The sequence below is a fragment of the uncultured Bradyrhizobium sp. genome, assembly GCF_947648125.1.
Lineage (GTDB): Bacteria > Pseudomonadota > Alphaproteobacteria > Rhizobiales > Xanthobacteraceae > Bradyrhizobium.
Genome location: NZ_CANSMR010000003.1, coordinates 276221 through 293317, shown reverse-complemented (window position 1 = coordinate 293317; position 17097 = coordinate 276221). Strand labels below are relative to the sequence as shown.

13 protein-coding genes are annotated in these 17097 nt (G+C 64.3%); 6 read left to right on the top strand and 7 right to left on the bottom strand.

Annotated features, from left to right (window positions below; all coding sequences use genetic code 11):
- Nucleotides 1–14 precede the first annotated feature (14 nt).
- Nucleotides 15–3197 (top strand): multidrug efflux RND transporter permease subunit, encoded by a 3183-nt coding sequence (locus Q0030_RS08330; RefSeq protein ID WP_298365286.1) that lies wholly within the window; start codon nt 15–17, stop codon nt 3195–3197.
- Between the two features lie 37 nt (nt 3198–3234).
- On the opposite strand, the gene Q0030_RS08325 is transcribed toward Q0030_RS08330, so the two are convergent.
- The 4 genes from Q0030_RS08325 to Q0030_RS08310 form a co-directional block, all read right to left on the bottom strand.
- A complete protein-coding gene (locus tag Q0030_RS08325; RefSeq protein WP_298365284.1) occupies nt 3235–3453 on the bottom strand; it encodes a hypothetical protein in 219 nt (72 codons plus the stop codon).
- A gap of 238 nt (nt 3454–3691) precedes the next feature.
- On the bottom strand, nt 3692–4492 hold the full coding sequence (locus tag Q0030_RS08320) for an SDR family NAD(P)-dependent oxidoreductase (protein ID WP_298365283.1): 801 nt from the start codon (nt 4490–4492) through the stop codon (nt 3692–3694).
- 1 nt (nt 4493) lies between these two features.
- A complete protein-coding gene (locus Q0030_RS08315) occupies nt 4494–5048 on the bottom strand; it encodes a carboxymuconolactone decarboxylase family protein (RefSeq protein ID WP_298365281.1) in 555 nt (184 codons plus the stop codon).
- A gap of 149 nt (nt 5049–5197) precedes the next feature.
- Nucleotides 5198–6148 carry a hypothetical protein gene (locus Q0030_RS08310; protein ID WP_298365278.1) on the bottom strand — a complete coding sequence of 317 codons (951 nt, stop codon included), beginning with the start codon at nt 6146–6148 and terminating at the stop codon, nt 5198–5200.
- 222 nt (nt 6149–6370) lie between these two features.
- Between Q0030_RS08310 and Q0030_RS08305 the strand changes: the two genes are divergently transcribed.
- The 4 genes from Q0030_RS08305 to Q0030_RS08290 all read left to right on the top strand — a co-directional run bounded on the left by Q0030_RS08305 (nt 6371) and on the right by Q0030_RS08290 (nt 13256).
- A complete protein-coding gene (locus Q0030_RS08305) occupies nt 6371–9844 on the top strand; it encodes an indolepyruvate ferredoxin oxidoreductase family protein (protein WP_298365276.1) in 3474 nt (1157 codons plus the stop codon).
- Nucleotides 9845–9974: 130 nt separating this feature from the next.
- On the top strand, nt 9975–10406 hold the full coding sequence (locus tag Q0030_RS08300) for a hypothetical protein (protein ID WP_298365274.1): 432 nt from the start codon (nt 9975–9977) through the stop codon (nt 10404–10406).
- A gap of 232 nt (nt 10407–10638) precedes the next feature.
- On the top strand, nt 10639–12219 hold the full coding sequence (locus Q0030_RS08295) for an alkaline phosphatase D family protein (protein ID WP_298365272.1): 1581 nt from the start codon (nt 10639–10641) through the stop codon (nt 12217–12219).
- A 218-nt stretch (nt 12220–12437) separates the two neighbouring features.
- Nucleotides 12438–13256, top strand: coding sequence for an aldo/keto reductase (locus Q0030_RS08290; RefSeq protein WP_298365270.1), 819 nt, complete (start codon nt 12438–12440; stop codon nt 13254–13256).
- Between the two features lie 93 nt (nt 13257–13349).
- Here Q0030_RS08290 and Q0030_RS08285 read toward each other — a convergent pair whose 3' ends face one another.
- Nucleotides 13350–13568 (bottom strand): hypothetical protein, encoded by a 219-nt coding sequence (locus Q0030_RS08285; RefSeq protein ID WP_223969873.1) that lies wholly within the window; start codon nt 13566–13568, stop codon nt 13350–13352.
- Nucleotides 13569–13799: 231 nt separating this feature from the next.
- Here Q0030_RS08285 and Q0030_RS08280 point away from each other — a divergent pair, with 231 nt between their 5' ends.
- Nucleotides 13800–15080, top strand: coding sequence for an amidohydrolase/deacetylase family metallohydrolase (locus Q0030_RS08280; protein ID WP_298365268.1), 1281 nt, complete (start codon nt 13800–13802; stop codon nt 15078–15080).
- Nucleotides 15081–15195: 115 nt separating this feature from the next.
- Here the strand turns inward: Q0030_RS08280 and Q0030_RS08275 are convergent, their stop codons facing one another.
- A complete protein-coding gene (locus tag Q0030_RS08275) occupies nt 15196–16434 on the bottom strand; it encodes a PLP-dependent aminotransferase family protein (RefSeq protein WP_298365266.1) in 1239 nt (412 codons plus the stop codon).
- Between the two features lie 61 nt (nt 16435–16495).
- On the bottom strand, nt 16496–16975 hold the full coding sequence (locus Q0030_RS08270; protein WP_298365753.1) for a DUF3124 domain-containing protein: 480 nt from the start codon (nt 16973–16975) through the stop codon (nt 16496–16498).
- Between the last annotated feature and the right edge of the window lie 122 nt (nt 16976–17097).

Here is a 17097-nt window from a genome sequence, read left to right as displayed (position 1 = left end):
CGGGGGGCGGAGCCATGAATCTCTCAAAATTCTTCATCGACCGGCCGATCTTCGCCGGCGTGTTATCGATCCTGATCTTCCTGGCCGGCCTGATCTCGCTGCTGGCGATGCCGATCTCGGAATACCCCGATGTGGTGCCGCCGTCGGTCGTGGTGCGCGCGACCTATCCCGGCGCCAATCCCAAGGTGATCGCCGAGACGGTCGCAACGCCGATCGAGGAGCAGATCAACGGCGTCGAGGGCATGCTCTATATGTCGAGCCAGGCCACCACCGACGGCGCGATGACGCTGACGGTGACCTTCCGGCTCGGCACCGACCCCGACAAGGCGACCCAGCTGGTGCAGAACCGCGTGCAGCAGGCCGAACCGCGCCTGCCGGCCGTGGTGCGCCAGCTCGGCATCATCACCAAGAAGAGCTCGCCCGACCTCACCATGGTCGTGCATCTGCTGTCGCCCAATAATCGCTACGACATGACGTATCTGCGCAACTACGCAGTGCTCAACGTCAAGGACCGGCTGGCGCGGATCGACGGCGTCGGCGACGTCCAGCTCTATGGCGCCGGCGACTATTCGATGCGGGTCTGGGTCGATCCGCAGAAGGCCGCCGAGCATGCGCTGACCGCCAGCGATGTGGTGCGCGCAATCCAGGCCCAGAACGTCGAGGCCGCGGCCGGCGTGGTCGGCTCCTCGCCCAGCGTCAAGGGCCTCGACCTCCAGCTTTCCGTCAATGCCGAGGGGCGGCTGTCGACCGAGGAGCAGTTCGGCGACATCGTGGTGAAGACCGGTTCGGCCGGCGAGGTGGTGCGGCTGCGCGACGTCGCCCGGATCGAGCTCGGCGCCTCCGAATACGGCCTGCGCTCGCTGCTCGACAACAAGCAGGCGGTCGCGATCCCGATCTTCCAGGCGCCGGGTTCGAACGCGCTGGAGATCTCCGACCATGTCCGCGCCACCATGGCCGAGATCAAGAAGAACATGCCGGAAGGCGTGTCGTACCAGATCGTCTACGATCCGACCCAGTTCGTGCGCTCCTCGATCGAAGCCGTCATCCACACGCTGCTCGAGGCGATCGCGCTCGTTGTGCTGGTGGTGATCCTGTTCCTGCAGACCTGGCGCGCTTCGATCATCCCATTGATCGCGGTGCCGGTGTCGATCGTCGGCACCTTCGCGGTGATGCATGTGTTCGGCTTCTCGATCAACGCGCTCAGCCTGTTCGGCCTGGTGCTGGCGATCGGCATCGTGGTCGACGACGCCATCGTCGTGGTCGAGAACGTCGAGCGCAACATCGAATCCGGCCTGTCGCCGCGCGATGCCACCAACCAGGCGATGCGCGAAGTGTCCGGCCCGATCATCGCGATTGCGCTGGTCTTGATCGCGGTGTTCGTGCCGCTCGCCTTCATCTCCGGCCTCACCGGACAGTTCTACAAGCAGTTCGCGCTCACGATTGCGATCTCGACCGTGATCTCGGCGATCAACTCGCTGACGCTGTCGCCGGCGCTGTCGGCGCTGCTCTTGAAGGGACATGACGAGCCGAAGGATTGGCTGACGCGGGGCATGGAAAAGTCGCTGGGCTGGTTTTTCCGCGGCTTCAACAAGGTCTTCACCAAGTCGTCCGAGAACTACGGCCGGACCGTCACCAAGGTGATCTACGGCAAGGCCGTGGTGATCGGCCTCTATGTGCTCTTGATCGGCCTGACCGGCGTGCTGTTCAAGCAGGTGCCGAGCGGCTTCGTGCCGGGCCAGGACAAGCAGTATCTGGTCGGCTTTGCCCGGCTGCCCGACGGCGCCACGCTCGACCGGACCGAGGAAGTGATCCGCAAGATGAGCGACATCGCGCTGACCCAGCCGGGTGTCGAGAGCTCGGTGGCATTTCCCGGCCTGTCGATCTCCGGCTTCACCAACTCCTCCAACGCCGGCATCGTGTTCTCGACCCTGAAGCCGTTCGACGAGCGCAAGGATCCGTCGCTGAGCGGCCCGGCGATCGCGGCAGCGCTCAACAAGAAATATGCCGGCATCCAGGATGCTTTCATCGCGATGTTCCCGCCGCCGCCGGTCAACGGCCTCGGCACCATCGGCGGCTTCAAGCTGCAGATTGAGGACCGCGCCGGCCTTGGCTATGAGGCGCTGAACGATGCGACCAAGGCGTTCATGACGGCGATGCAGAAGGCACCGGAGATCGCCGGCGTGTTCTCGAGCTTCCAGGTTAACGTGCCGCAGCTGTTCGCCGACATCGACCGCACCAAGGCGTTGCAGCTCGGCGTGCCGGTCACGGAGGTCTTCAACACGCTGCAGATCTATCTCGGCTCCTACTATGTCAACGACTTCAACAAATTCGGCCGAACCTATTCGGTCTATGTGCAGGCGGACGCGCCGTTCCGCGCGCGCGCCGACGACATCAGGCAGTTGAAGGTACGCTCGTCGTCCGGCGACATGGTGCCGCTGTCGGCCTTGCTCAAGGTCCGGCAGAGCGCGGGTCCGGAGCGCGCGATCCGCTACAACGGCTTCCTGTCGTCAGACATCAATGCCGCCGCGGCGCCGGGCTTTTCGTCCGGCCAGGCGCAGGAGGCGGCGACCCGGATCGCCGCCGAAACGCTGCCGCCGGGCTTTGCCTTCGAATGGACCGACCTGACCTATCAGGAATTCATCGCCGGCAATTCGGGGCTCTGGGTGTTTCCGCTCGCGATCCTGCTGGTGTTCCTAGTGCTCGCCGCGCTCTATGAAAGCCTGGCGCTGCCGCTCTCGATCATCATGATCGTGCCGATGGGCCTCTTGGCTGCAATGTTCGGCGTCTGGCTGTCGAAGGGCGACAACAACGTCTTCACCCAGATCGGCCTGATCGTGCTGGTCGGATTGTCGGCCAAGAACGCCATCCTGATCGTCGAATTCGCGCGCGAGCTCGAATTCGCCGGGCGCTCGCCGATCCGCGCCGCGATCGAGGCCAGCCGGCTGCGATTGCGGCCGATCCTGATGACGTCGATGGCGTTCATCATGGGCGTGCTGCCGCTGGTGCTGTCGACTGGCGCGGGCTCGGAGATGCGGCGCGCGATGGGCGTGGCGGTGTTCTCCGGCATGATCGGCGTCACGGTGTTCGGCCTGTTCCTGACGCCGGTGTTCTATGTGCTGCTGCGCACTGTCACCGGGATGAAGCCGCTGACGCAGCACGGCGAGGCGACCATTCCCGGAAAAGCACACGCGGCATGATGCCGCGTGTGTAAGCTTGATGTCAGCTTCGAAGGGATCAGGCCGCGATATCGAGCAGCAATTGTGACGAACCGCGGACCAGCACCTTGCGGCCCGCGGGCGTCAGTTCAAACGAATCTCCTCGCAGCGCAACATAGCCGAGCGTGATCAGGCTCTCGACGGCGAACCGGTTCAGCCGTGAAGGGTTTGCTGCGGGAGCCCGCAACGCTTTCAGCGCATCCCACTGATCGGGTCTGAGTTCGAATTCTTCGCTCATTGGTCCAGGCACTCCAGAAGTTCTTGGCGTGCGAGATACAGAGCGCAGATGAATTTCGTGCGACCACAACGAGTCAGGATTTCGATTTATGTGGACACGCCGTCACATCGCCGTGTCATTGGAATACTTCAATTTTTTCGAATCATTGCGGCGCAACAACGCGTGATGTTGTCACAGAGATTAACCGCACACCGTCACACAGGTTAATCGCGAGGATTAACCGGGTTAAAGCGGCTGGTTAACCGCGCCGCACACTTGCACCGCCATCGACCGGCAACGTCACACCGGTGACGAAATTGGCCTCATCGGACGCGAGGAACAGCGCGGCGTTGGCGACATCCCAGCCGGTGCCCATCTTGTGACGCAGCGGCACCTTGCTGTCGCGTTCCGCCTCGACCTCGGCGCGGCTCTTCTTGAATTCGCGGGCGCGCGTGTCCACCGCCATCGGTGTGTTCATCAAGCCCGGCAGGATCACATTGGCGCGAATGCCATATTGCGCATTCTGGTAGGCGAGCTGTTCGGTGAACGCGATCATTGCCGATTTGGTCGCCTTGTAGGCGACGTAAGGATAGGTCGTGATCGCGGCCATCGACGAGATGTTGATGATCGAGCCGCGCTGCTGCTTGCGCATGATCGGGATCACATGCTTGGCGGCCAGGATGCAGCTCTTCAGATTGATCGCGACGCAGCGGTCGAATGCCTCCTCGGTGATGTCGAGCAGCTCGGCATCACCGCCGGAGAGGCTGACGCCGACATTGTTGTGCAAGATATCGACGCTGCCCCAGCGGCCATGCGCATCCGCCACCATCGCCTTGATGTCGGCATTCTTGGTGACGTCCGCCTTGAAGGCGGTCGCAATGCCGCCCTTGGCCGCGATCATTTCGACGGTTTCCTGCGCCGATGCCAGATTGTGATCGACGCACAGCACCCTGGCGCCTTCGCGGGCGAAGGTCAGCGCGGTGGCGCGTCCGTTGCCGATGCCCTCGCCGGGGCTCTGGCCGGCGCCGACGACGATGGCGACGCGATCTTGCAGGCGCATGTCACTTCACTCCCGGGATCGGGTACTGCTGTAGTACCTCTTTGTAGGTCGGTTCGTTATCGATCTGCATGGTGGCGAGCACGCGCACCACGGCGCAGTAGAACGCGATCGTCAGCACCAGGTCGGTCATGTGCTCGTCGGACAGCTCTCGCTTGATCTCGGCGAAGGTTGCCTCCGACATCGCGAGCTCGCGCACCATCTCGCGGGCGCCCCTGAGGATCGCTCTCGCCAGCGGCTCGAGCTTCGACGGCTCGCCAGAGGTCTCCGCGATCAGGCCCTTGATGTCCTCGTCGGTGACGCCGAACTCCTTGCCGATCTTCACATGATGGGTGAACTCGTATTCCGACTTCTCGAGCCAGCCGACCTGCAGGATCGCAAGCTCACGCAGCCGCGGATCGAGCTTGCTCTTGAAGCGGATATAGCCGCCGATGCCGTTGAAGGCGCGCGCCATGTCCGGCGAGTTGACCAGCAGCTTGTGCAAATTGGTGTTGCGCTTGAGCATGTCGCGATATTCGGGCGCGACCTGGTCGGCTTCGAGATAGGGCAGGCGGGCCATTGTTGTTGTCCTTGGTTCGGCGGCTTGCGGAACAGGCGGCTAAAGCGCGATGAGATTGGGTTGAATCGTCATCGCGCTTTAGTTCAATTGTTTGAGCATGATCTTTTCGGAAAACCGCTTCGCACTTTTCCGGATCATGCTTTGGCGCTTCAGCCGTAGAGCGCTTTGTGCTCTTGCTCGTAGTTGGCGTAGGAGTCCTTCATGCTGGCGCCGTTCAGCAACATAGTGGCGACCACGGCGCCATCGGCATCGAACACGGTCGAGCGCACCCACATGCTCTCGGTGCGCTTGCTGCCCGACAACGCGACGACCTCGCGCTCGACCCAATAGGTCTCGCCCGGGAACAGCGGCCCGCGCACCAGCCGGATCTCCTGATCGGCGAACAGCCCGACGGCCGGGCCACGGACCGGCAGCCGGTCCTCGCGCGCGCGGTACTGGAACAGCACGCTCAGCATCTCCATCGGGATGATGGCGCGGCCCCAGGGATTGTACTCCAGCGAATAATAGTCCGAAGGCTCGGTGATCACCTTGAGCTTGTCGGCCAGCGAGAACGGATAGAGATCGCCCATGTTCTGGTCGAAATCCATCTTGATCGCCTGCCGGGGCGTCTTCATGCCGACCTTGATGTCGGCGAGGATCACGGGATCGGTCAGCGGCTTCAATTCGCCAAGCCGGCGACTAAGCGCGGTCTCCGTGCCGTCGCCGTCGATCGAGGCGGTGCCGCGCAGGATCTCGGTGCCGTCGCGCTTGATCATCCCGACCGCGCAAACGGTCTGGCCCGGCTTCGGCTTCTCGATCTGGGCCTGCACCTCCTCGCCTTCGAACACCGGATTGCGGTAATGCGCGGACAGGCACCCGGTCATGAACCAGGCGCGGCCCCAGATCCGCTCGCACAGCGGCGCGAACTGGCTGAAATGGGTCGGTCCCTCGATCGTGCCGCCGCGGAAGCCGAGCTTCTGCGCGGTTGCATCGTCGTGGATCGAAGCGTGGGAGTCGTAGGTCTGGGCCTGAAGCATCTGCTTCGGGCTGCGCCAGGGACCCACCAGCAAATTGCCGTTCTCCACGATTTCCGTCGTGAATGCGGATTCGACTCTAATCATCCTTGGTCTCCCTTTGCGCGTCACCGTTTCAAAGATGCCGGGGTTCGGCAAGCCTCGCAGAGCAAACATGGCCTCGCATGCGCAACACGAGATATGTGCTGCGGCCATGGAACGGGGCTGTTCATGCATAACAAAATCAGTGCATGCTGATGCATGATCATGGGCAAGACAATGAGACCGGTTCGGACCGGCGTGACCTGATCGGCGGGGAGCCTGAATCTGATGGCGTTGATGGAAGTTGGACTGGACGACAAATACCGGTTGGATACGAAACGAATCTTCCTCTCCGGTACCCAGGCTCTGGTCCGATTGCCCATGTTGCAGCGCGAACGCGACCGCGCGCACGGGCTGAACACCGCGGGTTTCATCTCCGGTTACCGCGGCTCGCCGCTCGGCATGTACGACCACGCGCTGTGGCGGGCGAAATCGTTCCTGAAAGAGCACGACATCGCCTTCGTTCCGGGCCTCAATGAGGATCTGGCGGCGACCGCGGTGTGGGGCAGCCAGCAGGTCGGCATGTTCCCCGGCGCCAAGGTCGATGGCGTGTTCGGCATCTGGTACGGCAAGGGCCCCGGCGTCGACCGCTCGCTCGACGCACTCAAACACGCCAATTCAGCCGGCACCTCGCCGAATGGCGGCGTGATCGCGCTCGCCGGCGATGACCATGGCTGCCAGTCCTCCACTCTGGCGCATCAGAGCGAGCAGGTGTTCGCCTCGGCGCTGATGCCGGTGGTCAATCCGGCGACGCTGCAGGACTATCTCGACCTTGGCATTCTCGGCTTCGCGCTGTCGCGCTATTCCGGCTGCTGGGTCGGCTTCAAGGCGATCTCGGAGACGGTCGAAAGCTCGGCCTCGATCGTCAGCGATCCCGATCGCATCAAGATCATCATGCCCGACGATTTCGAAATGCCGCCGGGCGGGCTCTCGATCCGCTGGCCGGATCCGCCGCTGGAGGCGGAGCGCAGGCTGCACGGGCCCAAGATGGAGGCGGTCGCGGCCTTCGCCCGCGCCAACCGGTTCGACCGCATCGTGCTGGATTCGAAGTCGGCGCGGCTCGGCATCATGGCGACCGGCAAGGCCTATCTCGATCTGCGCCAGGCGCTCGCCGATCTCGGCATCACCGATGCCGAGGCGCAGGCGCTGGGCCTGCGCATCTACAAGGTGGCGCTGACCTGGCCGCTGGAAGCGCGCGGCGCGCGGGACTTCGCCGAAGGCTTGCAGGACGTGCTTGTCGTCGAGGAGAAGCGCGGCTTCATCGAAGACCAGCTTGTCCGCATCCTCTACAACATGGACGCATCGAAGCGTCCGTCGGTGGTCGGCAAGCGCGACGAGAGCGGCGCGCCTCTGCTGCCGAGCGAGGGCGAGCTGACGCCGACCATGGTGGCTGCCGCCGTCGTCGCGCGTCTGCGCAGGCTCGGCCATCACAGCCCGCTGCTGGAGCAGCGTCTGGCAAAACTCGAGGCGTTTGACCGCCCGGCCGAGGGCACGGGCACCGCGAAGCTGCAGCGCACGCCGTATTTCTGCTCGGGTTGCCCGCACAATTCCTCGACCAAGATTCCGGAAGGCAGCCGCGCCATGGCCGGCATCGGCTGTCACGGCATGGCGCTGTCGGTGCCGAACCGCAACACCCAGACCATCTCGCATATGGGCGCCGAGGGCGTGAGCTGGATCGGGCAGGCGCCGTTCACCAGCGAACAGCACGTGTTCCAGAATCTCGGCGACGGCACCTACACGCATTCCGGCTTGCTGGCGCTGCGCGCGGCGGCCGCGGCCGGCGTCAACATCACCTACAAGATCCTCTACAACGACGCGGTCGCGATGACCGGCGGCCAGCCGGCCGAAGGCGGCTTCACGGTGGCGCAGATCGCGCACCAGGTCGCGGCCGAGGGCACCAAGAAACTCGCAATCGTCTCCGACGATCCCGACAAATATCCCGCCAATTACTTCCCGTCCGGCGCCACCATTCATCATCGCCGCGAGCTCGACGCTGTGCAGCGCACGTTGCGCGAGATCGAGGGCCTCACCGTCCTGATCTACGACCAGACCTGCGCCGCCGAGAAGCGCCGTCGCCGCAAGCGCGGGCTGTTTCCCGATCCGGCCAAGCGTGTCTTCATCAATGAGCGCGTCTGCGAAGGCTGTGGCGACTGCTCGGTGGCGTCGAACTGCGTCTCGGTGCAGCCGCTGGAAACCGAGCTCGGCCGCAAGCGCCGCATCGACCAGTCGAACTGTAACAAGGATTTCTCCTGCATTGAGGGCTTCTGCCCGAGCTTCGTGATGGTGCAGGATCCCAAGCTGCGCAAGGCCGACCGCACCGCGGCCGATCCCAAGGCGCTGTTCGCGGACCTGCCGGCGCCGCCCGCGGCCGCATTGAGCAGCCCCTACAACATCCTGATCACCGGCATCGGCGGCACCGGCGTCATCACCATCGGCGCGTTGCTCGGCATGGCCGCGCATGTCGAGGGGCTCGCCTGCTCGACGCTCGACTTCACCGGCCTGTCGCAGAAGAACGGCGCGGTCATGAGCCATGTCCGGCTCGCGCCCGCGGCCGACATGCTGACCACGGTCCGCATCGCGCCGGGCAATGCCAATTTGATCCTCGGCTGCGACCTCGTCGTCGCCACCAGCGTGCCGGCGCTGAGCCGTGCCGAGCGCGGCGTCACCCGCGCCGTCGTCAACGCCGACCTGTTGCCGACCGCGAGCTTCGTGATTGATCCCGACATCGACTTCGAGGCCAGCTCGATGCGCGATGCGCTGAACGGCGCGGTGAGACCGGATGATCTCGACATCCTCGATGCCACCGGACTCGCAACCGCGCTGATGGGCGACAGCATCGCGACCAACGCCTTCATGCTCGGCTTTGCCTTCCAGCGCGGCGCGATCCCGCTGTCGCTCGAGGCCATCCTGAAGGCGATCGAGCTCAACGGCGCTGCGATCGAGATGAACAAGACCGCGTTCTCGTGGGGCCGGCTCGCCGCGCACGATCTGCAGCGCGTGGTCAGCGCGGCGCGCTTCAAGAACGCAGGCACAGCACCTGCAAAGAAGACGCTCGACGAGGCGATCGCGTTCCGTGCCAAATTCCTCACCGGCTATCAGGACGCGGCCTATGCCAAGCGCTATCTCGACGACGTCGCGCGCGTCCGCTCAGCAGAAGCGGCGGCAGCATCGGGCTCGCAGGACCTGACCGAGGCCTTTGCCAAGGGCCTGTTCAAGCTGATGGCCTACAAGGACGAATACGAGGTCGCGCGGCTCTATTCCGACGGCGAGTTCAGCAGGGCCTTGAGGGAGCAGTTCGAGGGCAATTCCGGTCTGAAGGTCCTGCTGGCGCCGCCGTTGCTGGCGCAGCGCGATCCCGTCACCGGGCGTTTGCAGAAGCGCGAGTTCGGGCCGTGGATCTTCAAGGCGTTCGGCCTGCTGGCGGGGCTGAAGGGTCTGCGCGGCACCGCGTTCGACATCTTCGGCTACACCGCCGAGCGCAAGATGGAGCGCGCGCTGCCGGTGGATTATTCCGCGATGATCCTGCGTCACCTCGACGGCAAGAAGCCGCTCGATTTGCCGCGCCTGGTGGCGCTGGCGAAGGCCGCCGACCTCGTGCGCGGCTATGGCCACATCAAGGAAGGCAACGTCGCTCGCTATCGCACCGAATGCGCGCGACTGGAACGCGCGATCGGCCAGCCGCTGGCACAGGCCGCCGAGTAGGGCAGGCGGCGGGAACTTTCCACGGCCGCCTTGGTTGACCGGTAACTTTGCCCGCGGCCGCGGCTGGATTCGCGCGGCCGGGCTCCTACATGATGGCTGTTCTGTTCGAGTGATTTCAGGAGGCCCTTTGATGGTCCTGAAAAGCGCTTTTGTTGCAACTGTTTGCACCGCCTGTCTGGCGTTGGGTGGCGTGGCGTTTGCGGACGAGTATCGCCCCAGCGAGTTCTTCAGTCTCGATCTCTCCCAAGCGGTCTTGTCGCCAAAGCGGCTTGGCCCGCCGGCGCAGTTCCAGCCGGTTCCGGTCGAGGCGAAGACCGATCGCAGCCCGGATCAGCACGCCAATGTCGAGCCGAAAGTGGAGCAGCCGAAAGTCGAGCCTCAGAAGGCGGTGCGAACAGCCAGGGTGACGGCGCCGCATGAACGCAGGCGCGCAGTGGCGCGCGTTCCCGCCCGCGCCAAGCTCGCGCGGCGCCATTCGAACCCGCTCGATGCGGAAGCTCGCGACGTCAGGATCCAGACCTGGCCGTGCCGCACCGGCGGCATCTGCAACTGGCAGCGGTGAGGGGCGTTCGCGCGGCACTCTAGTCACGTCATTGCGAGCGAAGCGAAGCAATCCATGCTCCAGCACGCACGGAGCGATGGATTGCTTCGTCGCTAACGCTTCTCGCAATGACGGAAATCCCCCCCGAGTCATCCCGCCGTCGCAAAACCGTCGGCGCAGAGTCAAGAAACCGTAAGGGCGGAGTCAAACAGCGCAGGCAAAACCTTCGTTGCGATTCGACGAAGGTTATTCGATGCCGACAGCGATCTCCGCGAGGGGGCGAGGCCTCACAAGGCGTCAGCTTCTGGTGCGCTCGGCGTCGACGGCCGCGCTGGCAGGATTGGGCGCGCTGGCAAAGCCATATCTGAGCCGCGCCGCGGATCGGCCCGCGATCGCGGGCATCCAGTCCGGCGACGTCGCAAGCGATTCCGCTGTGATCTGGGCCCGCGCCGATCGCGCCGCGCGCATGCACATCGAATGCGCCGCGGTCGAGAGCTTCGCCTCCATCCTGCGCGCGGCAACCGCCGATGCACTGCCCGAGCGCGACTTCACCGCAAAACTGTTGCTCGATGGCCTGCCGTCGGGACAGGACCTGTTCTACCGGATCCGTTTCGAGGATCGCGACGGCATCGCCGGCGAAAGCCGCATTGGGCATTTCCGCACCGCGCCGGTCGACCGCCGCTCGGTCTCGTTCGTCTGGTCCGGCGACGTGGTGGGGCAGGGCTGGGGCATCGACCCCGCGCGCGGTGGCCTGCGCAGCTACCGCACCATGCTGAACGAGCGCCCGGATTTCTTCATCCACTCCGGTGATCACATCTACGCGGATTGCACGGTGCCGTCGGAGCAGACCCTGCCGAACGGCGAGGTCTGGCGCAACGTCGTCACCGAGGAAAAATCCGTCGTCGCGCACAGCCTCGAAGAGTTTCGCGGCAACTACAAATACAACTGGCTCGACGAGAATTTCCGCGCCTTCCACGCCGAGGTGCCTGTCTTCGCGCAGTGGGACGATCACGAGGTGGCCGACGACTGGTCGCCAATCGGCACCACTGATGCGACCGGCTACGATACCGACGGCACCTCGCGCCTGGTGGCGCGGGCGCGGCGGGCCTTCCATGAATTCATGCCGATGCGGCTGATGCCGGAGCGCGACGGCCGGGTCTATCGCAAGATCGCCTACGGGCCGCTGCTCGACGTCTTCATCATCGACATGCGCTCCTACCGCGATTCCAGCTGGAACAAGCAGGGCGATCCGGATCAGGCGTTCATCCTCGGGCAGGATCAGCTCGCGTGGCTGAAGCGGGAGCTGGTGGCATCGGATGCCGTCTGGAAGGTGATCGCCGCGGATTTGCCGATCGGGCTCGTCAGCCTGGATGCGGTCGCGCTCGGCGACGGCCCGCCCGAGCGGCGCGAGCGCGAGATCGCCGATTTGCTGTCCTTCATGAAGCGCGCCGGTGTCCGCAACACGGTGTGGCTCACCGCCGACATGCACTACACCGCCGCACATCACTATGATCCGAACCGCGCGGTGTTCCAGGAGTTCGAGCCGTTCTGGGAATTCGTCTCCGGTCCGTTGCATGCCGGCACCTGGTCGCCGGGCGAGCTTGACAACACCTTTGGCCCGAAGGCGATGTACCAGAAGGGCTGCTCGGCCGAGCAGGGCGACAATCTCGCGCCGTGCTTCGGCCTGCAGTTCTTCGGCCGCGTCGACATCGACGGCAAGACCGGCGTGATGAAAGTGACGCTGAAGGACGTCGACAACCACGACCTCTGGTCGGTCGACATCGAGCCGCGGCCGGATGCGCGGCCCGGCCAGATCATGGCGCAGCATATCTAACCCATAGCGTTTTCGGGCGAAGTGGAGTCCCGGTTCGCGTGAAGAAAACGCGTCAAACCAGGACTCGTCGCGACATCTTGATTGCGGGCGCCTTGCCCGAAGGGCCGGTTTGCGGGCAGACTGCCGTATTGGCAGTCCTGCCAATTTCATTCCTTACAGACGATTTGCTGGCGTGACGTCGTCGATGACATCGGCGTCCCACGCGTCAGGAGCTATCCATGGACAATCTGCAGACACAGGGCATCAGCCTGCCGCAGCTCGGGCTCGGCACCTTCCGCATGCAGGGCGATGCCTGCCGCGCGGCGGTCGAGAGCGCGCTCGGGCTCGGCTACAGGCATATCGACACCGCCGAGATGTACGGCAATGAGGAAGCGATCGGGGCGGCGATCGCGGACGCGAAGGTCGCGCGCAAGGACCTGCATGTGACCACCAAGGTCTGGCACGAGAATTTGGCGCCGGATGCGATCCGGAAGGCGTTCGACACCAGCCTGAAGAAGCTGCGGCTCGATCACGTCGACCTCTATCTGGTGCACTGGCCCTCGCGGAGCATGAAGCTGCCGGCTGTCTTCGAGACGCTGATGCAGCTGAAGGAGGAGGGCCGCACCCGCGCGATCGGTGTCGCCAATTTCACCACCGCGCTGCTCAAGACCGTGGTCGAGGACATCAAGGCGCCGATCGCCTGCAACCAGATCGAATATCACGCGATGCTGGACCAGGCGCCGGTGCGGAAATATCTCGCCGCGAAATCGATCCCGCTGGTGGCCTATTGTCCGCTGGCGCAGGGTCGCTTCGCGACCGACGAGACGCTCGCGCAAATCGGCAGCAAGCATGATGCGACCGCAGCGCAGGTGGCACTGAAATGGCTGCTCGATCAGGACGGCGTTGCCGCGATCCCGAAAGCCTCACGTGCCGAAAGCCAACAGGCCAATCTCGATGCGCTGAAGGTTGAGCTCGACGACGACGATCGCAAGGCGATCGCTGCGCTACGCAAGGACATGCGCTGCGTCAATCCGGGTTTTGCTCCGGCGTGGGATTGAGATCTGCGCGCATCTGGATAAGGACGGAGAACGAGAAAATGGCTCCCCGAGGAGCCATTTTCCGTTGTGTCGGTCTTTCGTAGGGGCCGGTACTTAGTAGCGGTCCCGCCTGATGACCATCGCGCGGTCATGGTCATGGTGCCAGCCGCGATGCCAGCCACGGTCATGGCGCATCTCGGCGCGCGCGCCCCAGCCACGATCCCAGTGGTGATGGCCACCGCGCTTGATTACGACGGTCTCGGCGCTCGCGATCGACGGAACGGCCACTGCAAGCGTACCAATCGCCGCAAGTACAAAGCCAATCTTTTTCATCTCATCCTCCTCAAATGATGCGAGGAGGCAACCGTGCGGGCATCGAAACGTTCCTCAGGAACCAGGGGAGTTTTCTGAACGCCTGTTCAGCAACTGTGCCACCGCAACGCTCGCCGCGCGTTCGCTGCACAATCGACGCGTGAGCGCTAAGCCTCTTTCGGTGGTCTTGCCTAACCCCGGCGTCCGACGCATCATCGCGCCATAAAAATCAATGTTCGGGGGGACGTTGCCGTGAGCGAATTTTCACGCCGGGATTTTTTGAAAGGTACGGGATCGGCCGCGGCTGCTGTGGTCGCAGGGCCGGCGGCTGCGGCGATGGGGCCAGACGACAAGTTCGACCTCGTCATCAAGAGCGGCGACGTGATCGATCCCAGCCAATCGCTGCGCGGCAAGCGCGACATCGGCATCCGCTGGGGCCTGATCGAGGCGATCGAGGACGAGATCCCGGCTGCGCGCGCCGTCAAGACCATCGACGCATCGGGCAAGCTCGTGATGCCGGGCCTCGTCGATCTGCACTGCCACGTCTATCCTTACGGCTCGGCGATCGGCATTGCCGCCGACGAGCTGGTGCAATTCCAGGGCACCACGACCGTGGTCTCGGCCGGCGATGCCGGCGTCAACAATCTCGCGGCGCTGCGCCGCTTCATCGTGGCGCAGTCGCGGACGCGGATCTACGCCTTCCTCCATATCGCCAACAACGGCCTGTCGGCCTTCCCGGTAGCCGAGCTCTACAACATCGACAATGCGCAGGTCGAAGCCTGCGCCATGGCGCTCGCCGAGAACCCTGACTTCCTGATCGGGGTCAAGGTACGGATGTCGGAGAACGTCATCTTCAAGCATGGCATCGAGCCGCTGAAGCGCGGCATCCAGGCCTGCGAGATGTGCGGCTGGCCGGCGCGGATGATGGTGCATATCGGCGGCGTCGAGACCAGGGAGTTGATGTCCGACATCCTCGATCTGCTGCGGCCGGGCGATATCCTCACCCATGCCTATTCCGGCGCGCCGAACATGTCCGGCGCCTTCACCAACATCGTGCAGGACGGCAAGCTGCTGCCGGCGGCGCTCGCGGCCAAGCAGCGCGGCGTCCTGTTCGATGTCGGCCATGGCGGCGGCAGCTTCGATTTCACGGTGGCCGAGATCGCGATCCCCGCCGGCTGCACGCCGGATACGATCTCGTCCGACATCCACGTCTTCTCCGGCAATTCGCCCGGCATCCCGTTCCTGCCCAACGTGATGAGCAAGTTCCTGGCGATGGGCTCCTCGCTGGATCAGGTGGTGGCGATGGCGACCTCGGTGCCGGCGCGGATCATCAACCGCACCCCGAAGATCGGCACGTTGCAGCGTGGCGCGCCCGGCGATGTCGCTATCATGGACCTCATCGAAGGCCCGGTCTCCTTCGTCGACACCCGCAACAACAAACGCGACGGCAATCTGCAGCTGAAGCCGGTGCAGACCGTGGTCAACGGCGTGCCGTTCGGCCGGCCCTATCAGGCGCCGTTTTCGGTGAGGTGAGAGCGAGTGGAGAGATGGATTGCTCGTCGCTTGCGCTCCTCGCAATGACGGCAAAGACCGGTCAGTCGTCATTGCGAGCGAAGCGAAGCAATCCATCTTGCTGTACGGCAGGCAGCTAGCCGCGGTTCTCCACATTGCTGCTGCGCGCCGGCACGCCGAACTCCTTGCGGCACACTTCAGCCAGCACCGCGACGCCTTCGCGGATCTGCTCGTGCGAGGGGCTCGCGAAGCAGAGGCGGAGCCGGCTGCCGGAATGCGCCTTGCTGGTCGACCATTCCGGTCCCGGATTGATCGAGACGCCGGCGGTAAGCGCCGCCTGATAGAGTTTCATGGTGTCGACATTGTCGGGCAGCTTGACCCAGAGGAAGATGCCGCCCTTCGGCGCCTCGAACTCGGCCGAGGTGCCGAACTGCTCGTTCAGCGCCTCCATCAGCGTGTCGAGCTTGGCGCGCAAACCCTTGGTCAGCCGCGGCACGTGGGTCGCAAAATGCGGCGCGCAATATTCCGACAGCACCATCTGCTCCAGCGCGCCGGAGCCGGCGTCGGTCTTCAGCGGCAGCATCCGCGACATGATCTCCCAGAGCGCGACGATGAAGCCGACCCGCAGCGCCGGCGCGATCGACTTCGAGAACGAGCCGATATGGATCACGCCGCCATGCGTGCTCATCGCATAGATCGCGGGGGGCCGTTCGCCGTTCCAGATCAGATCGGCATAGCAATCGTCCTCGAAGATCGGCACGCCGTATTCTTTCGACAGCTTCAGCATCTCGGCGCGGCGGCTCTCGGGGAGGATCGATCCGGTCGGGTTCTGCACCGTCGGGATGGTGTAGATGTATTTCGGCGTGATGCCGCGCCGCTTGTGATCGGCCAGCGCTGCGGCCAGCGCATCAATCCGGATGCCGTCGCCATCGAGGGGAATACCGACCGCGTTGACGCCGAGCCGGGTCAGCCGGTTCAGCGAGCCTTGATAGGTTTCCTGCTCGATCAGCACGGTGTCGCCCTTGGCGAGCAAGGTGTGATTGACGAGGTCAAGCGCCTGCAGCGAGCCGGAAACGATCATGATCTCGTCCGGCGTGCAGGCAATCCCGGCATCGCGCTTCAGCTTCTCGGTCAGGAACTGGCGGAGCGGCAGGTAGCCCTGCGGCCCGTGCGCGAGGTTGTAGGTCGCGAGATTCCTGCCCTCGCGCTTCAGCACGGCGCTGACCGCCTCCAGCAGCCCGTCGACCGGAACCTGATCGGGATCGTTGTTGCCGCCGACGAAGCTGTACTTCGCGAGCCCGGTCCATCGTGCGGCCGGCGCAGGCAGGCCGGCCGGAAGCAGCGGTGCAAAGTCGAACTGGGCTGAGGTGGACATGGACGTTTCGCTCCGTGTTGTTGTCGTTGAGAAGGCCCGCGGGAAGCGGCCTTCCATGAAGTCAGTTCTTGCCGGTCAGCCGGATCGGGCGGCCCTGGCTGATGAAGGCATAGTGCCCGGCGCCGACGCTGCCGACCATCAACGCCTCGACCGCCGGTTCCGCGATCTCGCCGGCGGCCGCCCAATCGACCACGAAATTCGCGCCGGTGCCGCCGCGGGTATCGGTGGTGGCGACCGAGACCTCGACGGTCGCAAACGGTTTTAGCGCGATCGGCGATTTGAGGTAGCTCTCCACCATCTTGCCTGATGTGTCGAAATAGGCGATCCGCTTCAGCACCAGGAGCCTTGTCTCGGAGGCGTTGTGCACGCTGAGCGTCACCGAGAAATCGGCCCTGAGCTTGCCCTGGCTCATCGACACGCTGGAATACACCGGCACGTAGAATGCACCGGATGCGGTGAGGCCTTCCGTTGGCACCGCGGTCAGCGAGTTCGCAAAGTTTTGTTCAATACTTCCGGAGGATTGTGCTAGCGCCTCCGTCATGCGCACGGTGAGCAGGCAGAGCAGAACTGCCAGAAAAATGCCGCCTGCGCGGATGTGACACATTGCTCGGTTGATCCTCACGCCCGGCCCTCTAGGTTGCGGCAACAGGAAGTCTTTGACGC